Origin of the sequence: Bremerella cremea, assembly GCF_039541315.1 — a bacterium.
In the GTDB taxonomy this organism is placed as follows: domain Bacteria; phylum Planctomycetota; class Planctomycetia; order Pirellulales; family Pirellulaceae; genus Bremerella; species Bremerella cremea.
The window spans coordinates 1,467,979-1,488,644 of the sequence record NZ_BAABFZ010000005.1; the positions used below are offsets into that span (position 1 = coordinate 1,467,979).

The 20,666-nt window shown below is 56.6% G+C and carries 19 protein-coding genes; 10 read left to right on the plus strand and 9 right to left on the minus strand.

Annotated features, from left to right (window positions below; translation table 11 throughout):
- Positions 1-13 precede the first annotated feature (13 nt).
- From folP to fliM, 4 genes are all read left to right on the plus strand, one after another.
- The gene (gene folP, locus ABD890_RS22815; RefSeq protein ID WP_345094902.1) at positions 14-928 is read left to right on the plus strand and encodes a dihydropteroate synthase; all 915 of its coding nucleotides are present in this window, start codon (positions 14-16) and stop codon (positions 926-928) included.
- 51 nt (positions 929-979) lie between these two features.
- Positions 980-1,444 (plus strand): hypothetical protein, encoded by a 465-nt coding sequence (locus tag ABD890_RS22820; RefSeq protein WP_345094904.1) that lies wholly within the window; start codon positions 980-982, stop codon positions 1,442-1,444.
- 250 nt (positions 1,445-1,694) lie between these two features.
- Positions 1,695-2,969: a glutamate-5-semialdehyde dehydrogenase gene (locus ABD890_RS22825; protein ID WP_345094906.1), complete on the plus strand. Its 1,275-nt coding sequence runs from the start codon at positions 1,695-1,697 to the stop codon at positions 2,967-2,969.
- 45 nt (positions 2,970-3,014) lie between these two features.
- On the plus strand, positions 3,015-4,043 hold the full coding sequence (fliM, locus tag ABD890_RS22830; protein WP_345094908.1) for a flagellar motor switch protein FliM: 1,029 nt from the start codon (positions 3,015-3,017) through the stop codon (positions 4,041-4,043).
- 2 nt (positions 4,044-4,045) lie between these two features.
- Here fliM and ABD890_RS22835 read toward each other — a convergent pair whose 3' ends face one another.
- From ABD890_RS22835 to ABD890_RS22850, 4 genes are read right to left on the minus strand one after another with little or no spacing between them, the layout of a single operon-like run.
- Positions 4,046-5,296: a GAP1-N2 domain-containing protein gene (locus ABD890_RS22835; RefSeq protein ID WP_345094910.1), complete on the minus strand. Its 1,251-nt coding sequence runs from the start codon at positions 5,294-5,296 to the stop codon at positions 4,046-4,048.
- 14 nt (positions 5,297-5,310) lie between these two features.
- Positions 5,311-6,216, minus strand: coding sequence for a TRAFAC clade GTPase domain-containing protein (locus ABD890_RS22840; protein ID WP_345094911.1), 906 nt, complete (start codon positions 6,214-6,216; stop codon positions 5,311-5,313).
- Positions 6,213-7,430 (minus strand): formylglycine-generating enzyme family protein, encoded by a 1,218-nt coding sequence (locus ABD890_RS22845; protein ID WP_345094913.1) that lies wholly within the window; start codon positions 7,428-7,430, stop codon positions 6,213-6,215. The genes ABD890_RS22840 and ABD890_RS22845 overlap by 4 nt, the downstream gene beginning before the upstream one ends.
- A 40-nt stretch (positions 7,431-7,470) precedes the next feature.
- Complete coding sequence (locus ABD890_RS22850) at positions 7,471-8,361, minus strand: hypothetical protein (RefSeq protein WP_345094914.1); 891 nt, start codon at positions 8,359-8,361, stop codon at positions 7,471-7,473.
- A 410-nt stretch (positions 8,362-8,771) separates the two neighbouring features.
- Between ABD890_RS22850 and ABD890_RS22855 the strand changes: the two genes are divergently transcribed.
- The 3 genes from ABD890_RS22855 to ABD890_RS22865 all read left to right on the plus strand — a co-directional run bounded on the left by ABD890_RS22855 (position 8,772) and on the right by ABD890_RS22865 (position 10,984).
- Positions 8,772-9,197, plus strand: coding sequence for a hypothetical protein (locus ABD890_RS22855; protein WP_345094916.1), 426 nt, complete (start codon positions 8,772-8,774; stop codon positions 9,195-9,197).
- Positions 9,198-9,397: 200 nt separating this feature from the next.
- On the plus strand, positions 9,398-9,778 hold the full coding sequence (locus ABD890_RS22860; RefSeq protein WP_345094918.1) for a hypothetical protein: 381 nt from the start codon (positions 9,398-9,400) through the stop codon (positions 9,776-9,778).
- Between the two features lie 78 nt (positions 9,779-9,856).
- Entirely contained in the window at positions 9,857-10,984 is a 1,128-nt protein-coding gene (locus ABD890_RS22865) for an aminopeptidase (RefSeq protein WP_345094920.1), read from the plus strand.
- Positions 10,985-10,988: 4 nt separating this feature from the next.
- On the opposite strand, the gene ABD890_RS22870 is transcribed toward ABD890_RS22865, so the two are convergent.
- Complete coding sequence (locus tag ABD890_RS22870; protein ID WP_345094921.1) at positions 10,989-12,008, minus strand: SDR family oxidoreductase; 1,020 nt, start codon at positions 12,006-12,008, stop codon at positions 10,989-10,991.
- Between the two features lie 413 nt (positions 12,009-12,421).
- Between ABD890_RS22870 and ABD890_RS22875 the strand changes: the two genes are divergently transcribed.
- Positions 12,422-14,056, plus strand: coding sequence for an HD-GYP domain-containing protein (locus tag ABD890_RS22875; protein WP_345094923.1), 1,635 nt, complete (start codon positions 12,422-12,424; stop codon positions 14,054-14,056).
- Here the strand turns inward: ABD890_RS22875 and ygfZ are convergent.
- The 3 genes from ygfZ to ABD890_RS22890 form a co-directional block, all read right to left on the minus strand.
- Complete coding sequence (ygfZ, locus tag ABD890_RS22880) at positions 14,053-14,952, minus strand: CAF17-like 4Fe-4S cluster assembly/insertion protein YgfZ (RefSeq protein ID WP_345094925.1); 900 nt, start codon at positions 14,950-14,952, stop codon at positions 14,053-14,055. The two genes, ABD890_RS22875 and ygfZ, sit on opposite strands and share 4 nt — an antisense overlap.
- A gap of 22 nt (positions 14,953-14,974) precedes the next feature.
- A complete protein-coding gene (locus ABD890_RS22885) occupies positions 14,975-16,204 on the minus strand; it encodes a nickel-dependent lactate racemase family protein (RefSeq protein ID WP_345094927.1) in 1,230 nt (409 codons plus the stop codon).
- 85 nt (positions 16,205-16,289) lie between these two features.
- Positions 16,290-16,619 (minus strand): Hpt domain-containing protein, encoded by a 330-nt coding sequence (locus ABD890_RS22890; RefSeq protein ID WP_345094929.1) that lies wholly within the window; start codon positions 16,617-16,619, stop codon positions 16,290-16,292.
- Between the two features lie 403 nt (positions 16,620-17,022).
- Here ABD890_RS22890 and ABD890_RS22895 point away from each other — a divergent pair, with 403 nt between their 5' ends.
- Together ABD890_RS22895 and ABD890_RS22900 are read left to right on the plus strand one after the other, a co-directional pair.
- Positions 17,023-17,502, plus strand: a complete 480-nt coding sequence (locus ABD890_RS22895; RefSeq protein WP_345094931.1) for a hypothetical protein — start codon at positions 17,023-17,025, stop codon at positions 17,500-17,502.
- Positions 17,503-17,775: 273 nt separating this feature from the next.
- Positions 17,776-19,482 carry a DUF1598 domain-containing protein gene (locus ABD890_RS22900; RefSeq protein WP_345094933.1) on the plus strand — a complete coding sequence of 569 codons (1,707 nt, stop codon included), beginning with the start codon at positions 17,776-17,778 and terminating at the stop codon, positions 19,480-19,482.
- A gap of 14 nt (positions 19,483-19,496) precedes the next feature.
- On the opposite strand, the gene ABD890_RS22905 is transcribed toward ABD890_RS22900, so the two are convergent.
- The gene (locus ABD890_RS22905; protein ID WP_345094935.1) at positions 19,497-20,588 is read right to left on the minus strand and encodes an FAD:protein FMN transferase; all 1,092 of its coding nucleotides are present in this window, start codon (positions 20,586-20,588) and stop codon (positions 19,497-19,499) included.
- Positions 20,589-20,666: the final 78 nt, after the last annotated feature.

A 20,666-nucleotide genomic window follows, 5' to 3' on the forward strand; every position in this document is an offset into this window, starting at 1 on the left:
CTAAAATGTTGGCATGAGACCCATCCCACACAGCACCACTCTGGCCCAACGATATCCGTACCGCGCAATCTCGTGGCAGCTTCGTACCCAGACGCTTCGCTTCTCGCGAACTCCGATGCTGATGGGGATCGTCAACGTCACGCCTGACAGCTTCTCGGACGGGGGTAAATGGTTCGATAAGAACGCCGCCATCGACCACGCTTTGCAGTTGCAAGCCGACGGAGCCGAGATCCTCGATATCGGTGGCGAGAGCACACGTCCTTACTCGGAACCTGTCGATCCGGCGGAAGAACTGCTACGAGTCATTCCCGTGATTCAAGGGATCGCCGAACAGGTCTCCATTCCGATTTCGATCGACACCACCAAAGCTGCCGTCGCCAAAGAAGCGATCGCCGCCGGCGCGGAAATCATCAACGATATCAGCGGCATGGAAGCAGATGCCGCGATGGTTCCGTTGGCGATCGAAACAGGCGTCGGTGTGTGTGCCATGCACATGCAAGGGACTCCGCAAACCATGCAGGACGATCCCACCTACGACGATGTCGTGCTCGATATCTTCGACTACCTTCAGAACCGTTATCGCCAGCTTCGTTACCAAGGGATCGACCGGGCCAAGATCTGTCTTGATCCAGGCATCGGCTTTGGCAAGTCGCACCAGCATAACCTCGACCTGATGGCGAAGTGCGACGAGTTCCATACGCTCGGCTGTCCGCTCTTGGTGGGCCATTCGCGAAAAGGGTTTCTGGCCAAAATCCTGGGGGACAAAGACAAAGACCGTACCCTTTCCACTGTGGGCGCGACGCTGACCCTGGCTCGTTTAGGCGTGCAGATCATTCGCGTTCATGACGTGAAAGCGAATAAAGAGGCTCTCGACGCCTTCATCGCCACGGGCGGAATCGATGGTATTTCGGCCGAACTTCCGACTTAACCCTTTACCCCAAAGCCCTCCACCATGTCGCATCCTAACGATACGGCGACAATGGCAAGATTCGATGACTGGTGGGCCTTGAAACGAGGGCTTCTTCTGCACACGGTCTATGGCGGAATTTCGATGGGCTTTGCTCTGCTGATTGCCCTGGCAATCTCGACTCCGTCATTGTTTCTGCAGCCACCAGAACTGTTGATGAGTTTGGGGATGATGCTGACAATCGGTGCCGCGATTGGCCTCTTCACCGGGTTAGTTTCGTCCCTGATCGCCGTGGTGTTGTCCCGGTCTTTCAGCACGAATCCATCGGTATTCGTCGCAGCGATAACGATCGTACTATCCATGCTGCTGATGTCTGCCGCGACAATTGCCATCGTCTTAATACTTCAGGTCGATTTTCCTTCGGAACCAGACAAGTGGATTCTATGGCTTTACGCGGCGGGCTTAACGATCGGTTCCGGGACCGCAAGTTGGTTTCATCTGGCATCGATTTGGCGGCAGTCTCAGGCTAATCCGTAGTTCGCAAAGCTGCTTTGCTCTCTTGCCCCTCCGAGGAGCCTGCCCTTGAAAACGTTATTTGGGTAGAAAACGACTGACAACCATTCACCAGCGTCCCCCTGGAATTGCCCTCACGATCGCCACAAACCATAACCACGATAGCACTTACGGCGATCTCGTGTCTGTCACCGAACGAACCTTTCGCATTGACCCCATGTCCTCTTCCAGGGATAATCGTACGTTGGACCAATGATTTCGCAAGGTTTGAAGAATGGCGATTGCTGACGATCTCGACTTAACCACCTACTGCCTGGAAACGGCCCAACGAGCCAAAGCGGCTTCGCGGGTGCTGGCCACTGTATCGGGTCAGGCCAAAAACGATTGGCTGAAGGCCTCGGCCGCTGCCCTGCGCGAGAACTTCGAGACCATCGCTCTGGCCAACGAACAAGACCTGGCCAATGCTCCGCAGTATGGCTTGACCGATGCCGCGATCGATCGCCTGCGACTCACCCAACAACGTGTCGACGGCATTGCCTCCGCGTTGGAAGAGATCGCGATGTTCACCGATCCAATCGGGGCCACCATCGAGTCGTCGATTCGTCCCAACGGTTTGGCGATCAACAAGGTTCGCGTTCCGCTGGGCGTAGTGTTTTTCATCTACGAATCGCGTCCGAACGTCACCGCCGACGCCGCCGCGATCTGCGTGAAGAGTGGCAACGCGGTCATCCTGCGTGGTGGCAAAGAAGCGATCCATTCGTCGCAGGCAATCGTTTCGATCCTGCAAGAGAAGGCGGTCGAGTTTGGCATTCCGGCCGACGCCTTGCAGTTGGTCTCGACCACCGACCGAGCCGCGGTCGGCCACTTTTTGAAATTGAATCAATTGATCGACGTGGCCATCCCACGCGGCGGCGAAGGTTTGATTCGTCGCGTCAGCGAAGAGGCCACGATGCCGGTCATCAAGCACTTTGCCGGCAATTGCCACGTTTACGTCGATCAAGCAGCCGACTTGGACATGGCCATCCAGATCACGTTCAACAGCAAGTGCCATCGTTATGGCGTCTGCAATGCGGCCGAATCGCTGGTCGTCCACCAGGCAGTCGCCGAGAAGTTTCTGCCGAAGATGGCGGAAGCGTTCGCTTGCGAATCGGTTGAAATCCGCGGGGATGAACGAACCTGTGCGATCTTGCCATCTGCCGTAGCCGCAACCGATGAAGACTTCGGCACCGAGTATCTCGGTCCGATCATCTCGGTAAAGATCGTCGACGACATCGACGAGGCGATCGCCCACATTAATCAGTACAGCTCAGGTCATACCGAATCCATTGTTACCGAGAGCCTGTCGGCGAGCCGCAAGTTTACGGCCCAGATCGATAGTTCGGCCGTGATGGTCAACGCCAGCACGCGGTTTAACGATGGTGGCGAGTTTGGCTTGGGTGCGGAAATTGGAATCAGCACCGACAAGTTTCATGCACGCGGTCCATGCGGCATCGATGCCCTGACCAGCTACAAGTACATCGTCATGGGAGAGGGACACGTCCGTAAGTAATCGAGACGACGGAGTCCCTGTTTTCGTGAATCGAGGGAATGATTCATGGCAGACAACGTTCTAAGCCAGGCAGAAGTCGAAAGCCTTCTCAATGCAATGGAAACCGGCAGCGAGCCGTCCAAGGCTACCGCTGCGGCTCCACCGGAAACCAACACGCAGCGTGCCGTGCGTGGTCGCGAGAAGATCACGCCATACGACTTCAAACGGCCCGAACGCGTCGGTAAAGATCAGATGCGGGCCCTTCAGTCGATGCACGAAGGGTTTAGCCGGAACTTCGGTGCGGCTCTCTCGGCCCTGCTTCGGTCGATTGTCGAAGTGAAGCTGACCAGCGTCGACCAGTTGACCTACAGCGAATTCGTTTTCAGTCTCGAAAACCCCAGCTGCTTCAATCTGCTGACGGCCGATCCCTTGGAAGGGAACCTGATCCTCGACATCAATCCGTCAATCCTATACCCGATCATCGATCGTCTATTGGGTGGTGGTAAAGAGAGCACCCCAGCCACACGTCGTCCGCTGACAGAAATCGAACTGACGCTCGTCTCGCGGATCTCGGATTTGTTCCTGGTGGAACTGAAAGATGCGTGGGAAAACGTCCTGCCGCTCGACTTGAAAGTGGTTCGCGTCGAAAGCAATCCGCAGCTGGTTCAGATCGTACCGCCGAACGAAGTGGTCGTGCTGGTCAGCTTCGAGTTGGCGATCGGCGATGTCCGCGGGATGATCAACTTGTGTATCCCGTTCAATTCGATCGAACGCATCAGCAATAAGCTGACGGCCAACTCGTGGTTCGCCTATGGCAGCACCGAAGCGACACCGCAGTCGAAGGCGGCCATCGGGATCCACCTCGATCAGGCCCCAGTTAATCTCGACGTCGTGTTAGCCGAAACGACGATCACCATGGAAGAACTGCTCGACCTGCGCGTGGGTGATGTGATTACCACCGAGAAAGATTCGCGAACCGCATTGCAGGTCAACGTGAACGGCACGCCAACGTTCCAGGCCTTCGCCGGGGCATTCAAAGGACGCAAAGCGATTCAGATCGAACGAAGCTACGAACGCAAAACAGCTACGCCGTAGCGTTAGATGCTCGTTCGCAGGATTAAGCTAAGAATCTCGATCGCGACGGAAGCCCTCGTTCCAGGCTCGATCGTACGTTCCTGGGTCAGCTTCACAAAGTGCCGGGCACATTCTTCCCGCAACGATTCCATCTGACGATCTGGCTGAGCACACCAGGTCGAGTTAAGCCGCTCGAGCGCCGCGACATCGCCTTCCAGTGCCCGCTCGACCAGGGTCAGCAATTCGTCGCGATCAGCGTTCGTTTCCGGAACCACAACCGATTCGACTGGTGCAGGACTGGCCGCCGCTTCTCGCATCCGTCGACCAGACATCGCCACACGGAAGCGATTGCCAATCGAGGGCAGATCTTCCAGACGTGCCGACAGTGGGACCTCGCCAATCATCCGTGCCGCTTCGTCAGGTTCTCGGTGGCAAAGTGCCACTTGAACCCAAGTCGCCCACGGATGACGCGACATCTCGGGACTGCGAGCAGGGGCATCAAACTGAAAGACACTGCATCCTTCTTGACGCGATGCCTTCTTTTGTTCCTCCATGTCGCTTCCCAAACCGATCAACCGAAAGTCGCGGCGGGGTGAGTAGCGAAGTCGCGTCGAGAATGAAAACTGCGGTCGCACCGATACCGGCAAGAGATTGAAAAAGACCGCCAGGAACCGATCGTTGTAGCTGCCGGTGAAGGTCAGCTTGTTCGTCGTCAGGGCCATGTGCGTCCACGACACCAGCATCTGCTGTTGCAGCGGAGCATCGAACAGCCGAATCATCGCAGGCTCGACCGGGGGTCCCGATGGTAGCATCTTCAGTGTCGGCAGATCGGTGGGTAGTTCGGAACCAGGTCGTAAATCTCGAATGGCAAGTGCCGCCGATACCACCCGAAACGGATCGTTCTGGAATCGAGCGAACCCTTCCGCGCTGAGAATGAAGCAGTGCGTGTAAACCTGGCGGCCACCTCGCCCGCTGTATTCGGCCGTGCCGAGCATCGTTCGTGAGACGCAGAACTTGCCTTGTCCGAGAGGATGAAAGTTCAAACTTACATCGCTCGGGTCAGACACAATCATCGAGTCGTGAGCCGGTCCCCAGACCGCCAACAGTCGCGCGTCTTCGGCACTGATGCCGGGGCTCCACGCGACCAGTTGATAGCCATCTTTATTCGACGTACGAGCCGACGTGAAGATCGCCTGTTCGACGGCAACCGTGCCGGCAGTGTCTTGCGACTTGGATACGGATAGGTGGAGATCTTTGGGCGAGAGCGTAGCCATACAAGGTTACCAGGTCAGATTTTGCGGACGAGCCATTCGAACGGTTCGACGATTCCGCGCGGCTCGATTCGCAGCGGTACGGCGGTCGGACCTTCGCCGGGGGTATCCCGGAAGCCGACCGAACCGGCCACGCCCGAGGCGAAGAAGCCGTAGTTCGTGAAACGCTGCTGCACCTGCTGCCAAAGATTCGGAGTCTTCTCGCGGGCATACAGTTCAGGATCGTCGAAGCAAGGCTCGCAACGATCTGCCTTCGAGTACACAATCGCGACGGGACGCGTACTTTTACCGCGTACCTTGCGGTTATCCTGTTCGCTGAGATAGGTGATCAGCTTCATCAGGAAGTAATTCTGTTCGGCGCCGCCTCGTTCAATCCGATCGGTATCGGCCAACAAAATTACGGCGGAACATTTTTCCAGGAACGAGTGGATTGCCGGATAGGCATTGGGGTGATCGATCTCTTCCAGGATCGCTTCCCCAGCCATGTCAGGCATGATCAATTCCATCGGGTTCTTCTTCGAGTTGATCTTGGCCTGGCAATGCACCCAGTTCCAGCGATCAGGCTCGTTCGGCGTCTTTTCTGGGAAGCGGCAGTTCGACAGCGCCATCATGGTGCGCTGCTGCAAAGTGATCGAAAACGCACCTCGCGCGAGCACCTGAACGCGACCGTTTTGACGTGTCAGCATGTCAAGCAACATGCCCAGGTAAACGGTCTTGCCGGCCGCGGCCGTTCCCAAGACAGCAACCATTTGCGGACGCAGTCCCTGGGTTCGAGCCTGGTGCGAAAGTGCCAACGGAGCGGCACAATGGCGGCAAAGCTCGGTGTTGTAGTTGTTATCGACACCACAGATATAACAGGATACCGGTACCGCACACTCAGCGAGGCGATACGAGTCCATAGCTACCAATACGCGTTTGGTCATGAGGTCACCTCTGCAAGTTCTTCATAGGACTCGACCTGGGCCGGAGCCTCCTCGGCTTGCATCGACTCGTCAGGGATCAAATCGCAAATTCCAATCGCACAGCGGAAGCCAACATTTCGCTTCCGGGCGATCGCCTTATCGCCGCTCTGGAAATCGCACGTCGATTGGGTTTCAAAGTAGGTGTCGAAGGCTCCACCACGCAAACTGCGCATCGAAGCGTCGAGCACCAGTGGCGTCGAGCCTGACTGCCAGGCACCGAAGCGGCTGGAAGTCCACTCCCAAACGTTGCCAATCAATTGATGGGCACCGCCGACACTCATGCCATCCTGGAACTGATCGACCGGTACCGTGGCACCACGACCGCAGCCCCACAAGTTGCACCTGTTCTGATCGAAGGCATCGCCCCAGGGAAACTTTCGTTGAATCGGTCGCGCGCCCGGCAGCGGTACCGGCCAGCTTCCAGACTTCACCCATTCCGGGTCGGTTGGCAAGCGTTTGCCAACCCAGCGTGCGTACGCGGCCGCTTCGTACCAACAAACACCCACCACCGGATGCTTACCTTGGCCATGGGCATATTTGCCATTCATCCAAAAGCGTGGACCTGGCTCGCCCGTTTGATCGACGAACTCGAGCAACGCGGGAACGATTTCGGGATCCCAAAGCGAGATCTGTTCGTAACCACCACCTTCGACGAAGCGATGGAACTGTTCGTTGGTGACCTGGTAACGATCGAGGTAAAAGCCTTCGACTTGAACGACGCGGCCATCCAGATATTCAGGCGTTTCCGTCGACGTGCTCACGCCACGTCCCAGAATTGTTTCGCCCCCTGGGACCAGGGTCATTTCTTCGTCGAGAAGGTCTTGGGCCTGCTGCAAAAATTTAGGTGGAATGCTCTGTGCGATCTGCGGGCGCAGTAGCAATGAATAGCGTCCCTGATCGAGCATCTGCCTGGCCAACGACTGCGAGTCTTCGGCGGTTCGCTTGGTTGATGTGCGTGTCGAATTGCTGGGAGTCGATCCTTCCGATCGAGCACCGCCGGAAGCATGGGATGCGGGAAATTTCAGCGTGTACTGCCGATAAGCGAGATATCCACCGCCGAGGGCCAGAAGAAGCAAAAGAGTTGCCAAAGCCATGAAGAAAATACCGCAGAGCCAGCCTACCGCCAATACGGCGACACCGGCTACGCCAGCTACCCCTACTACATAGCGATTCATAGGATGAGTCCTGAATAGGAATTAAGGAAAAGTCTGTGAACTAACTGCGCTGGCTACGACGTTTGTTCACATCCCGCTGCAATTTGGCGAACTGAGCCATCACCGAATCGACTACCGTGTTGTTGTTGTTGGCACGATATTCAATCTCGTCCCGACAAACGGTTGCCGTATCGGAAATCACGGACGTATCGGCGAAGGAATGCTGAGGGGCTGCGGTCTCTGGCGTAGAACTACCACGACGCTCGAGCGCGGTTCGCATCGTCTGAAGCTCTTCGCTCCAGGCACTGCGCTGCTGATTAAGCTCGCGTCGCTGCTGGTCGATCGTTTCGGTCAAACGCATCGCGTGCCCACGGGCCTGATGCAATTCGCCCTCCAAGGCTTGGTTCTTTTCGACGAGCGAATCGAGGTTGTCGTCAGCTTGTCCGCCGACCGGTTCCTGATCGCGTCGCATCAGTTCGAGCTTGGTCGCTGCCAAATCCCGCCGTAACTGCTCGACTTCGGCCAGAAGCTGCGCATCGGGTGCGCCGGCGGCTGGACGTTCGCGCAGTTGGCGTTCCAAATCAGCGATACGCTGTTGGCTGCCTGGATCTGCGACGGACGAGTGCTGCGCGGCGGTGAGTTGCAACCGCAGTTGAGCGATCTCGTCGTTCGCTTTCTTCAGTTCTTCCTGTCTTTCATGCACTTGCCGCGAAAGACGCAGGTTTTCCTCTGCGGACTGCATCGAAACTTCCGACGAGCGGTCCAGGTCTTGCCGAGCCCTGAGTAGTTCCGTTGCGCGTGACTCTACCTCTTGCCCGAGGTTGGCAATCTCGCTGAGAAGCTGATCAATAAAGCCCTCGAGTTCGCCATTGTGGTGGCGAAGCTGATTGAGTGCCTGTTCGAGCGGCGTATAGTCGGGGCTCAATTCCGGAGCCATTGCGTGAGCATTCACGTCAACCCTGCCTTCCGCCAGTCAGTTGGGAAGATTTCGGCCATAAACCTATGGTCCTTTCACGGGACGCCTCGGAGTCGGGGCCAAATCGAATAAGTAGGGAAGGGAAAACGGAGACCGTTTTCCGCTAAAAATGAGGAGGTAAGCTGGCTGGTTTACCAACTGCCATTGAAAAAGTAGGTCGAAACCGCCCCGGTGGCAAAAGAATCCCCAGAAAATACCTCTCCATATCCTGCCAACTGCGCCTTTTACTCAGTTCCAGCAACCGAAAACCTGGATTTAAGCTCCCCAGTTGCCCCTGCGGGTAGAGATGATAGGCTGAAAGAAGTGTTTGCGCTTGCTGGGAATGCAAGCGATCTTGCGAGAGAAGGATTCTCGCAGTTCCCCCTGAAGACTTTGGAGTCACCCACATGATCAGCCTCGCCAAGCCACTCTCCGCACTGTTCGCAGTTGCCGTTCTGTTGACCATGGCGGGTCAAGCATCCGCCGCAGCAAAGCACGTCGAACCGACCTGCTGCGCTCCGGAACCACCGAAGCCATGCTGCTACGAGCCATGCTTCAACTACAAAAATCATCGTCTGTTCACCAAGAAGGCTTGCCCTTGCGATTGCTGCCCACCAACCGAAGCAATCCTGCAGGTCGTCGATCCACGCTGCAACTGCTTCGTTGACGTTCCGGTCTGCCTGCCAAGCTGCTGCACTGGCGTCCCTTGTATCGACAGCCGCTGCGGCATGTTCAATCGCGGCATCGTCGAGTACGAATGGTGCTGTGGCTTTAAGATCAAAATGGTCTTCAAGAAGTGCGGCAACGTCGACGTTCACTACTACGGCCTGTAGTCAATAAGAACGTTCGGCAGAGCATACCGGTGACAAATTTGCATCGGGCGCGAATCATTTGCCACAGGACGTCCCTCGGGGCGTCCTTTTCTTTTGGTCCCCTGCCCCGTCAAGCAGGGCAAACATCGTTGACCAATCGGGAGGCTCCCCTCATACTGGGCGAAACCCCATCATCCCTTCAGCTCGTCCCAGGCCTTATCGTGTCAAAAAAACGGCGGAGCCCCAAAAAGCTGACCCGCCACGAAGCTCCCCCTGCTTCGGGCGAATCGCGAGCGATTGAATCGCTAACGGTATTCTGGAGTTTGTGCATCTTTTCGACCCTGCTTATGGTCGTGCTGTTTGTACTGCTTCGAGGTATCGCGGCGGCTGGTCAGTGGGAAGAAGGCCCTTACAACGCGATGACGGGCTTTTCGACGTTGTTGCTATTCGCGTCGATCATCTCCGGTAGTATCGGCGGGCTGTTGACCCCCATCATGCAGTCACGCCGAAAGCGCCGGGCCCCCAAGTCTTTGATTCTGGCCGCAGCGGCAATTGCTTTATCTCCTTGGTTTTTACTTGCATTTGTCGTCGGTCGCATTTGATTTCAAAATAGGGCCCTCTCTTCGGGATTCGTCTCGTTGTTGTCTACCTGGCCCTGCTCTGCGAAAGGAAAGGTCTGTATGGACCCGCGGTACCAAAAGCTCGCTCAAGTTCTCGTTCAATATTCTGGCAGAGTGAAGCCAGGTCACCTGGTTCGTATCGCTGGTTCGACCGTTTGCGAACCGCTGCTAATTGCCATCTATCGCGAAGTGGTCAAAGCAGGTGCCCATGCCGACGTGGTGATGACTCCGGACGAATGCAAACGAATCTTCTTTGACGAAGCGAGCGACGAACAACTCGCCTACGAAAATCCACTTCAACTGCAAGCGGTCGAAGCGATTGACTGCTCGATCTCGATGTGGGGTCAGAAGAACTCGAAGGCGTTGTCGACCGTTCCACCACAAAAGAGTGCACTCGTCAGCCAGGGCCGCAAGAAGTATTTCAGCCGCTTCCTCGGTCGTGCTGCTGAAGGAACGCTGAACTGGGTCGGCACCCAGTATCCGTGCGAATCGTCTGCCCAGGATGCCGAAATGTCGTTGAGCGAATACGAAGAGTTCGTCTTCCGTTCCGGCTTTCTCTACGAAGACGATCCGGTCGCCATGTGGAAGAAGCTGAGCGTGCAGCAGCAAAAGCTGGCCGACTTCCTGATGACCAAGAAGGAAATTCGCTTCGTCACGCCGCAAGGCACCGACCTGACCCTCGGCATCGACGGTCGTAAGTGGATCAACTGCGATGGGCACGAGAACTTCCCCGATGGCGAAGTCTTCACTGGTCCTGTCGAAACGGCTACCCAGGGCGTCGTGAAGTACAGCTTCCCCGCCGTGCATGGTGGCCGCGAGTCGGATGGCATCGAGCTGACCTTCGAGGCCGGCCGCGTCGTCGATGCGAAAGCGAGCAAAGGGGAAGAGTTCCTGTTGGCGATGCTCGACCAGGATGCCGGTGCACGTGTCCTGGGGGAAATCGCGATCGGCACGAACTACGCCATTCAGCAGTACAGCAAGAACACCCTCTTCGACGAGAAGATTGGAGGAACGTTCCATGCTGCCGTTGGTGCGGCCTATCCCGAATCGGGCGGCACCAATGAATCAGGCCTCCACTGGGACATGGTTTGCGACCTGCGCGAAGGGGGTCAGATCTTTGCCGATGGCGAACTGATCAGCGAGAATGGCCGCTTCTTGAACCCAGAGTTCCCGCAGCCGCTCACCTGATTCGCTATCCCTTGAAGGGTGGTCGTACGGTGCCTTTCACCCGGAGCGGATTGCAATACAAAATCTGCTCCAGCAATTCGGCGGATCCGGGCTCGAAGCCGGACCGCTCGTAGTGCCACTCGCGATGCGTCGGAATGTATCGCGAGTCGTAAGGCCAGCTATGGAACGGCTCGAAGCCAAGATGATCGGAGAGTTTCTCCGAGTTCATCGCTACATTGCCTGCCCGAGGTGGAATCGGACCGGCTTCGAGACGCATGCAGCCCATCAACAGGTCTGGCTCATAACCGCCGACCAGGTTGATGACCTGGGCGATCTCGTACAAGCTCAGCCGCGTTGGTCCGCCGGCATGATAGATTCCCGGCATCGACCGCTGCAGCACTTCTTCAAACGCCAGATTCATGCAGTCGGTATAGGTCGGCGTACGAACTTCATCGAAGTATAGCGTGGCCGGCCGCTGCTTCTTGAACCGCGACTGAATCCAGTCGATCGCTCCAGCGTGACCATTGAAGCTGACACCCATCGGTAACGAAATTCGCAGGATCGAGGCATCGGGACGCATCAACGTCACCAGGCTTTCCGCCGCCGCCATCGTCTTGCCGTAGACAGTAACCGGATCGGTCGAGTCGGTCTCGAGCATGTTTCCTTCGCCCGAGGCCCCACTGAAGACCAGGTCGATCGAAAGATGGATCAGCCGCGTATCGGTTCCCTCCAGGATATGCAGTAGATTCCGCGTCCCTTCCAGATTGATCCGCCACGCCATGGCCGGGTCGAGTTCGCACGACTTCAAGGCGCAGCTACCGGCACAGTGCAGCACGCTCTTGAATTGATGCTCGTCGAACAATCGCTTCAGCGAGTCGACATCTTCCATGTCGCACGCCACGATGTGGTCCCCTTCCAGTCGCCAGTTGTCGGTCGGTCGCAATCCAACAACCTGGCCGGGGAACTTGTGGCCAAAGTGATACAGCGCGTTGTATCCCGGAACGCCAGGAACACCAGTAATGAGCAGTGGAAGGGGGAGAGCCATGATGTAAAGCGATTAACTTGCGCGAAAAACGTAGCGAGGATCTCGATGAAACCTAGGACTTACCCGCGACTTACCGCAAGGCATCACAATCGATCCGTCAACCTTTTTTGAATTGGTCGAGGTCCAACAAGCGGCATAATCCGCATCGTAAGAATTTTCGATCGCGGCGATAGCCCAGGTTCGGGGTGTGTGGCCTCCAGAATGCCCGAATCGCATCAATCACCCGGCATAACCCTTCATACAGCATCGAAATCAGCGGGTATTGTCATTTGCCGTGTTAATACGCTGATCTGGGAGTGACCTAAGTTTATTACAGGCGAGTTCCAAACCGCCCGAAGGATTCACCGCTCGATCAAGTCAGGAAAGCCGGTATGTCTGTGCCCCCCATTTCCCTTCCGCAAACCGGAAACGCCGTGAGTACGTTTGTACCCGCCGTGCGTCACCGGTTGAAGCAAATGAGCTCGGAGTTGCGTAGCTACTTCGGTGTCCCATTTTGCATGCGCGACGGACACACTGGGGAAGTGATCCTGGTTTCGGAAGGCCATTGCACCGGTGACGATGCCATTCTGGCGTCGGTTTGTTCCGGCATTCGCCGTGAAGCAACGCCTGCGATTGTCGTGGAGGAAGTCGGATGTGCCTGGCTGGCCATTCCTTTAAAAGATGGTTCGCAAGACTTTGTGGCCATGGCCCCGTTCCGACTCCCAGCGACTACTTCTTCGTCCCCCAACTTTACTCGCATCGCACATCTGCTGGGGGTCACGACGAAGGATGCCAAACGCTGGTATCACGCTCAGACCGAATGGACGATCACCTCGCTCGAACGGATGGCGTCGGTCGTCATCGAAAAGATGGCGTCCGATCTGGAAATTGGCCGCCTGACCGAAGAGATCGACAAGGTCTCGGACAGCTTGTCTTCGACCTATGAAGAAATCAGCCTGCTGTATGGGCTGACTCAAAATCTCCGTATTTCGAGCAGTGATTCGCAACTGGGCGACCTCGCCTTGAACTGGTTGCTGGAAGTCATCCCGTGTCGCGGCTTATCGATTCTTTATCAAGAACCGAAGTGTCACAACGGAACTTCGCCAACTCTCGAATCGTGCATGCTGATGGCTGGCGAGTGTCCGGTCGATGCCCGCATACTCTCGAAACTGGTCGATCAGTTTCACTTAAATGATAAGCGTTCGGCGTTTGTCGCCAACCAACGAATCACCGAGCGTGCCGACTGGCCGCTGCACGAAATCCGCCAGGTAATCGCCGTTCCTCTGGTCGAAAGCGATAACATCTTCGGCTGGTTGTTTGCGATCAATCACACGGAAGACAAAGGCTTCGGCACGGTGGAAGCCAGTCTGCTGAGCAGTGTCGGTACGATCCTGGGCATCCATAGCGGCAACATCGAGTTGTATCGCCGCCAATCGGAATTCGTCACCAGCGTGGTCCGGGCCCTCACTTCCGCCATCGACGCGAAAGACCCTTACACTTGCGGTCACAGCGATCGCGTGGCCCGACTGGCCGTGCGCCTCGCACAAGAGCTGAACCTGGATACCGAAACGCTGAACCTGCTGTACATGGCTGGTTTGCTGCACGACGTCGGCAAGATCGGCATCGACGACAGCGTGCTTCGAAAGCCAGGCCGCCTGACCGACGAAGAATACGAACACATCAAGCTGCACCCTGAATTGGGCTGCAACATTTTGTCTGGCTTGAAGGAGCTGGAAGATGTGTTGCCGGTGGTGCTGCATCATCACGAACAGTGGGATGGCCAAGGCTATCCGCACCGGCTCTCGGGCGAATCGATTCCACTTCTGGCCCGCATCACAGCCGTGGCCGATGCTTACGACGCAATGTCGAGCGATCGTCCTTACCGCAAAGGCATGCCGATCGAAAAGGTCAACCAGATCTTCCTCGAAGGTTCCGGTACCCAATGGGATCCCGATGTGGTCGAGGCGTTCTTCTCGGCCCGCGAAGATATTGAATTGATCATGCGAGAAGAACGAGCCGGAATCGGCTTTGATGTCAACAGTTGGATCAAGTCGCTCCAGGAAGCCTAAGCGACGATTTCCACCGTCCCCAGATCACATGTCAGCTTCGATCCTGCTGCATTCATGCCGCGTCGGATCATACCTAGCCCTCTCCATTTGCCATCTGCCAGGCAAAGCGACGTGATCCGGCCGACTTCTTTTCCTTCCACGACCAGGCTTGCCGGCAACTCTGGCATCTCGCCGGAAGGTTCCATTGCAATGGAAACCAGCTTCTTATTCACGTGCCCCATGGCGTCGATCCGCGCGACCGTTTCCTGACCGAGATAGCAGCCCTTCTTAAAGCTGATGGCCTGATTGTCGCGGTTGACTTCCTGGGCCAGGTGATCGGCCGAGATGTCGACGCCATGCAGCGGGAAGCCGTTCAAAATCCGAAGCGTATCCCAACTCTCCGCAGACGACGGGATGCCTTCGACCAGTTTTAAAACGCCAGGGCCCCGTAGTTCAAACGAATCGGCTTCCAGCAGCGTCGTCCGGAAGAGTTCGACTGGTTCGCCTTCGACCTCAAACGATGCGTGGCGAAGCGGCGCCGGTAGATCGGTTTGCCCGATCTGCTGAGCGACCCAAGCCGCTGCTTCATTGCCCCAGACCAGAATGGCCGGCACCTTGGTTCCGTGGTCGATGACTTCGACATCTTCGATCATCGCGTATTTCTGCAGATGCGGCAGCAGATCGGTCGCCTGCTTCCCTAGCCCGGCGAAGACGACGCGGCTTTCGTCTTTCAGCAGATAGCCATGCGCCAGCACCTTCCCTTGCACGGTCGGCACATACGCTTCGCAGGCCACACCAACACCCAATGCGACCACATCGTTCGAGCAAAGCCCCTGCAGGAAGCGGACATGGCTCGGGCCATTCACTTCAATGCGGGTGGTCAGTGGCGAAGGTGCCCAAGAAATAGAATCACTCATGAAAGTCTCTTTCGCGAAGTTGCTAGGCAACGCTCGTATCGGCAACCTGGACCGACATACTTTGGGCGTCGTGTACAACGACCACCTCTTGGTAATGCTCGCAGATCTTGCGGCACTCTTCATCCGACTCAACCGGGATCAAGTCGAGTTGATCGAGAATCTCTTCCGACAACAAGCTGCGGAAGTAGATCTTGCACTGCGAGAGAGTCTTTGCGAATTGCAAGGCGATCGCGGCGTCGGCATGACGCGACTTCCGCATCTCGGTTTCAAAATCGGTGAATTCCAACGACTCGGCCATCTGAGCCATCGCGGCTCCGGGACGCTCTCGAATTTCGGTCGCTAAAATGATCGCGCCCCCGGGACGAACCAGGTTCTCGACATTGGCGAGTGCCCGAGCCGCGTTCTCCCAGGTCTGCCCCATCCGGCCGCCAGTTACTAAAGCGATCACAGCGCCGGCCAACGACGGGACATTCGGTTCCCAATGTTCGATCATCTGCGAAGCGGCAGCTGCTTCTACGCTGGCAGCTTCTCCGAAGATCGCCGAATGGTATCCACCACCGGAAGCAGGCAGCAGCAGCATATTCACGACGATTCCGAGCAGCGATCGCACTTCTTCCACGTCCGCCACGCGCCGTTTGCGACGCTGGACTCGGGTCACGAACAAGGGCGAGTTCCAGCGTTTGATCGAGTCGATGTCGGAAAAGGTCGGATAGATCGAAGAGAACGGACCGAAGTAGCTAAACCCACCTTCGCTGCGAGCCACGTCGATCGGCACCACCATGTCAGCATCGCACAAATGGCGATTCAAAATAATGGCACGACTGTCCTGAGTGGAAGTCAGAAACGAATTGGCTTTCTGATCTTGTGGCTGATGGACGACAACTTCCGTCCCTTCCCCCAGCGGAGCGACAATTTCTTGCAGCCGATCAACTTGCCCCGGCAAAACACCAGGTGGCAAGAGGAACTGGATGGTCCGCTCGGTCAGCTTCGCCTCTTGGACATGGAGGACAATTCCGCGAACGACCTCTTCGACCGCGATAACGTTTTTCCCAATGGCAAATAAAACCACGTCGCCGGGGACGGTGGCCTCAGCCAGGTTAGGGAAATCGCGCGGTTGGCTGAGAGCTGCAGAAACAGCCTGAGCAAGATCGGCGGTAGCCAGAGCGTCGGATTGAAGGTCGGCGAGGACCAGTTCTGGTGCAAGATCGCACTGAGAAGCTGCATTGTCGCCGAACGGAGTCGATCGGGGCATCGATACCTGTATGATTCGAGAAACGTCGTGAAACGATTCCCGAATCATAGGTGGATCGACAATGCGCGGTCAACCAGACGCGGCCTTAACCAGGCACGCCAGATCGCATTCGCAAGCACATGCTGACCAGGTCTTGAAGACCTCGTTGAATCGTTTCAGAAGGTGCACTCTCGCGACAAGCCGTTTCCAGAACAGCCGCCACGCAGGTCACTTCGCCAAAGCCATAGCTTCCAGCGGCACCTTTCATCTGGTGAGCGATTCGACCTAACTGTTCCCAGTTGGAGGTATCCGCGGCGTCGAGCATGCTCTGCACGCGATCAGGAATCTCGTCCACGAACATTTCGACCAATTCGCCGAGATCCTCATCGTCACCGAATTCGGAATAGATCAGCGAATGCTGATTCGTCACAGTCATTTCATTTGCCCCATGCGGCCGGTATCCATTCATTGGATCTGAGGACAAACGGCCTAATTCCATTGGAAACACAAGATGTGTTGGTACTTAACCGTGGGATATGAATGTGGGTCCGTCAGGTGTGGGAGAGTGTAAAATGGCCACCCATCCCCCCCGGATGCAAGCATATCCGGGGCATCCGTTACGACCTGAACTGTGAAGATACTCCGGCTAGACAATTTGGGTATTTTGCTAGAGGGTTTCGTTTTGGGTAGTCGATAGCGAGTGATAGTTCCTTACCAAGGATAGTTACTTGCGAGGTCACGCGCCCGAATCTGGGATTTGTTGCCCAGTGTGTGCAAGGTGTACGACCCGTAAGAGTTGTTTTTTCTGGTGGTTAATGAGTCAAGTTGGAGTCCTCTCGATGAATGCCCGTTTTGCTCTCCCTGCGTTGTTGGTTGTCGGTTTGTTCTTCGCCGCTACCTCCACCGCCCAGGCCGGTTTTTTCGGCCACTCGCACGGCTGTGGCTGTGCTCCTGAACCTAGCTGTTGTGCTCCAGAGCCAACCTGCTGTGCTCCGGAACCTTCGTGCTGCGATCCTTGTGCCAAGAAGTGTGGCCTGTTCCACCACCTGAAGCACAAGCTGCACAGCTGCTGCAAGCCAAAGTGCTGTGCTCCAGAGCCAACCTGCTGCGCTCCGGAACCTACCTGCTGTGCACCTGAACCAACCTGCTGCGCTCCAGAGCCAACTTGCTGTGCTCCAGAGCCATCGTGCTGCGATCCATGTGCCAAGAAGTGTGGCCTGTTCCACCACCTGAAGCACAAGCTGCACAACTGCTGCAAGCCAAAGTGCTGTGCTCCAGAGCCAACCTGCTGTGCTCCAGAGCCAACTTGCTGCGGCTAGTCCGGTTTCAGGAGATCCCAACGGTTCTCCTACCTAGCTAAAACTCAAGACAGCCAGGCCATTCTCAAGCAGAATCCTGGCTGTTTTTATTTTCTTGCGGCAGCTACCACCTAAATGGTGTCGTTTTTCCACCCTGCCTTACCAATCGCTTGACGAACTCCTGGAAACAGGGGAATCTAAACTTCTCCTTCAAAGAACAGAGAAGCCCTAATCTTGGAGACCGTTCCCGTGCTCAACCTTTTCCGGGCTGGGATTTTTGCGAGCCTTACGCTCGTGCTGTCCACTTATTCGATCTCGCTCCGCCCTGCCCTGGGCGACGATGCTTCCACTCCGCAAGCGACTTTGGAAAGCGTCGAGTCGTACAGCCGCGTTGGTGAATTCACGCGTGCGTTCGAACAGATCAACAAAATCGAAGATCCCAAGCTGCGCGACCAAGGGCACACTGCCATCGCCCGCAGCCAGATGAAAGCAGGTTTGATCCGCGCCGCTGTCGAAACCTCTTCGTACATCGAAGACGACATGCAGCGTTCCGACCTGCTGAATGCCGCCTCGGAAGCACGAAGTAAAGTTCCCGCAGGCCGTGGTGGTGGTATTACCCCCGACTTCGACCAGTTGATCGACCTGATCACGACGACCGTCGATCCCGAATCGTGGGAAGAACTGGGCGGCCCTGGTTCGGTGGCTCCTTTTTCGACTGGCGTTTATGTCGACTCGCAAGGAACCCTGCACCGCGTCACGCAGCAAACTCAAGATTCGCTACTCACGAAGATTCACGACGCCTCGAAGGTCGCGATGGCCGAGCAGGACCTGGCGAATGAGTCGGCCCTGCGGAAGGTCTCGCTCACGCGGCTCGAAAAGGAAACCCAATTGCTGTGGGCGGTCGGTCGAGTACCTACGGACGAGATGAGCAACCTGGCTGGGATCTACGAGATCAAGTATCTGCTCGTCTACCCAGAGCAAGGGGAAGTTGTCCTGGCGGGACCAGCCGGACCTTGGAAGGTCGATGGCGAAGGTCGCCACGTGAACATTGCCACCGGTCGCCCAGTGCTGCAGCTAGACGACCTGGTCGTGCTGATGCGAAATGCCATGGAAGAAAAGGGCAAATTCGGCTGCTCGATCACTCCAACTCAGGCCGGCCTGAAAGCGGCCCAGGAATATATCACCCAGACCTCCCAAAAGCCGCTGCATCCTCGTCAGCGAGATTCATGGCTAGAGGGCCTTCGCACCGCCGTTGGTCGACAAGACATCACGGTGCATGGCGTTTCGCCTGATACCCGCGTCGGTCAGGTCATCGTAGAAGCGGACTACCATATGAAGCGAGTTGGCATGGGACTGGAAGATGGCACGGCGGGCGTTCCGAGCTACCTGGAAATGGTCACCATCCCCCCTGGCGGCTCGCCTCCGCCGATGGACGTGCTGCGTTGGTGGTTTGCGTTGGATTACCGCAGTGTGAATGTCACCGAAGAACGCAATGCGTTTGAACTGGCCGGTCCTGGCGTTCAAGTCCTTAGCGAGAACGAATTGCTGGACGAGCAAGGTCAACGGGTTCACACCAACACCAGTTCCACCCTCAACGAAACGTTCGCCCACAACTTCTCGCAGCATTACGACAAGCTGTCGGCAAAGTATCCGATCTATGCCGAAATGAAGAACATCTTCGACATGGCGATGATCTGCTCGTTGATCGAGAAAGAACGCCTGGCCGATGTGGCCCATTGGAACATGACGCACTTCGGTCCTAAGGGTGGCTACGAAGTGGCGACCTCCAGTGCACCAACCGATGTCGATTCGATCATGAACATGCGGGTGATCAACAACAAGCACATCATCGCTGGTGTCAGCGGTGGCGTGTACTTCGATCCCGCCAAGGCTCTGGCCGACGATCAATTGAAGGTCGACGACTACGGTCTCATGAAATCAGATCGCAAGGCGAGCACCCTTCCCAAGACCATCAAGCATCATGGCTGGTGGTGGGACTAGTTTCCGCTTGGCGTTTAACAGAGTGTTAAACGCTGCTCCATTTCGCCGAGCATGATCGTTTCGACCGATCCTCGGCGTTTGCCCTCTTGGACCATCAATACCGAGACGCCCGGGTACTTCGGCAGCAGTTCTTCGGTTTCCTGCGGTCCCATCACGTAGCATGCCGTTGCCAAGGCATCGGCCAGGGTGGCATTCGGGGCGATCACCGTGGCAGAAAGCACACTTGTCGCCGGCCTTCCGGATCGAGGGTCGAGGACGTGGCCGTACTTCTTCCCTTGATGGATGAACGCCTGAAAGGCCGCACCGGAAGTTCCCAAAGCCTCGTTCTTCAGATGGACGGTGCCAATACGGCGATCAGGCCGCAAAGGATGAGGCACGCCGACCTCCCAGCCGTCTCGTTCGACGCCGTCCTTGCGAATGCCCTGGGCAATCACGCTACTCGTTCCGCCATGAATCAGAAAGTCGGCAACCTCCGCCTCCACCAGCGTGTCTCGGCAGCGATCGAGGGCGTACCCTTTGCCGATACTGCCGAGGTTCAGTTCGACACCTTCCTGGGTAAAGAAGACCGTGCGTTGATCGTGATCGAGCACTAACTGATTACTGCCGACCAGTTGCATCGCTTCCGCCAGATCGGTATCTGCCGGCACTTTGCCGTCACGATCGAAGAACCCCCACACTTTGCTTAAAGGACCTGCGGTGATATCGAAGGCCCCACGGGTATCGCGATGAAGCTGAACGCATAGCTCGAGCAGCCTAAACAACTGCGGCTCGACGACCTGAGGCCGGAGATAGGCAGTTACCCCCAGCCGGCAGATCTCGCTGTCGTACCGGTACGCGGAAAGCTGGGCTTCGAGCTCGGTCACGATATCGAGGGCAGCGATCCCGGCTTCCGTTTCGGTGCCTGGCCCCAAAGCGTTCAAGTAAACCTCGAACTGGCAGGCCATCGCCTTGCGAGAAAGCTGGATCAGGTAAGCCCCTGGGGCGACCGACGACTCGGCAATCGGACCAGTTTCCGGTGCTTCTTCGCCCGCCTCTTCCTGGGGAGCGAAGATCTTTCCCCGCAAAAAACTGCGGCGGCTGGCTCGTCTTTCCTCTTCAGACGTCACGATTTGTCTTTGTTTTTCCAGGAGCGGGGCGGATTGACCGAAATTCTGTCCCTGATTCGACTTCAGGGTTATACTAAT

What these genes read in the sequence shown, in the direction of transcription:
- folP (WP_345094902.1), top strand. Translation starts at nt 14, where the DNA reads ATGAGACCCATCCCACACAGCACCACTCTGGCCCAACGATATCCGTAC.
- ABD890_RS22820 (WP_345094904.1), top strand. Translation starts at nt 980, where the DNA reads ATGGCAAGATTCGATGACTGGTGGGCCTTGAAACGAGGGCTTCTTCTG.
- ABD890_RS22825 (WP_345094906.1), top strand. Translation starts at nt 1,695, where the DNA reads ATGGCGATTGCTGACGATCTCGACTTAACCACCTACTGCCTGGAAACG.
- fliM (WP_345094908.1), top strand. Translation starts at nt 3,015, where the DNA reads ATGGCAGACAACGTTCTAAGCCAGGCAGAAGTCGAAAGCCTTCTCAAT.
- ABD890_RS22835 (WP_345094910.1), bottom strand. Translation starts at nt 5,296, where the DNA reads ATGGCTACGCTCTCGCCCAAAGATCTCCACCTATCCGTATCCAAGTCG.
- ABD890_RS22840 (WP_345094911.1), bottom strand. Translation starts at nt 6,216, where the DNA reads ATGACCAAACGCGTATTGGTAGCTATGGACTCGTATCGCCTCGCTGAG.
- ABD890_RS22845 (WP_345094913.1), bottom strand. Translation starts at nt 7,430, where the DNA reads ATGAATCGCTATGTAGTAGGGGTAGCTGGCGTAGCCGGTGTCGCCGTA.
- ABD890_RS22855 (WP_345094916.1), top strand. Translation starts at nt 8,772, where the DNA reads ATGATCAGCCTCGCCAAGCCACTCTCCGCACTGTTCGCAGTTGCCGTT.
- ABD890_RS22865 (WP_345094920.1), top strand. Translation starts at nt 9,857, where the DNA reads ATGGACCCGCGGTACCAAAAGCTCGCTCAAGTTCTCGTTCAATATTCT.
- ABD890_RS22870 (WP_345094921.1), bottom strand. Translation starts at nt 12,008, where the DNA reads ATGGCTCTCCCCCTTCCACTGCTCATTACTGGTGTTCCTGGCGTTCCG.
- ygfZ (WP_345094925.1), bottom strand. Translation starts at nt 14,952, where the DNA reads ATGAGTGATTCTATTTCTTGGGCACCTTCGCCACTGACCACCCGCATT.
- ABD890_RS22885 (WP_345094927.1), bottom strand. Translation starts at nt 16,204, where the DNA reads ATGCCCCGATCGACTCCGTTCGGCGACAATGCAGCTTCTCAGTGCGAT.
- ABD890_RS22890 (WP_345094929.1), bottom strand. Translation starts at nt 16,619, where the DNA reads ATGACTGTGACGAATCAGCATTCGCTGATCTATTCCGAATTCGGTGAC.
- ABD890_RS22895 (WP_345094931.1), top strand. Translation starts at nt 17,023, where the DNA reads ATGAATGCCCGTTTTGCTCTCCCTGCGTTGTTGGTTGTCGGTTTGTTC.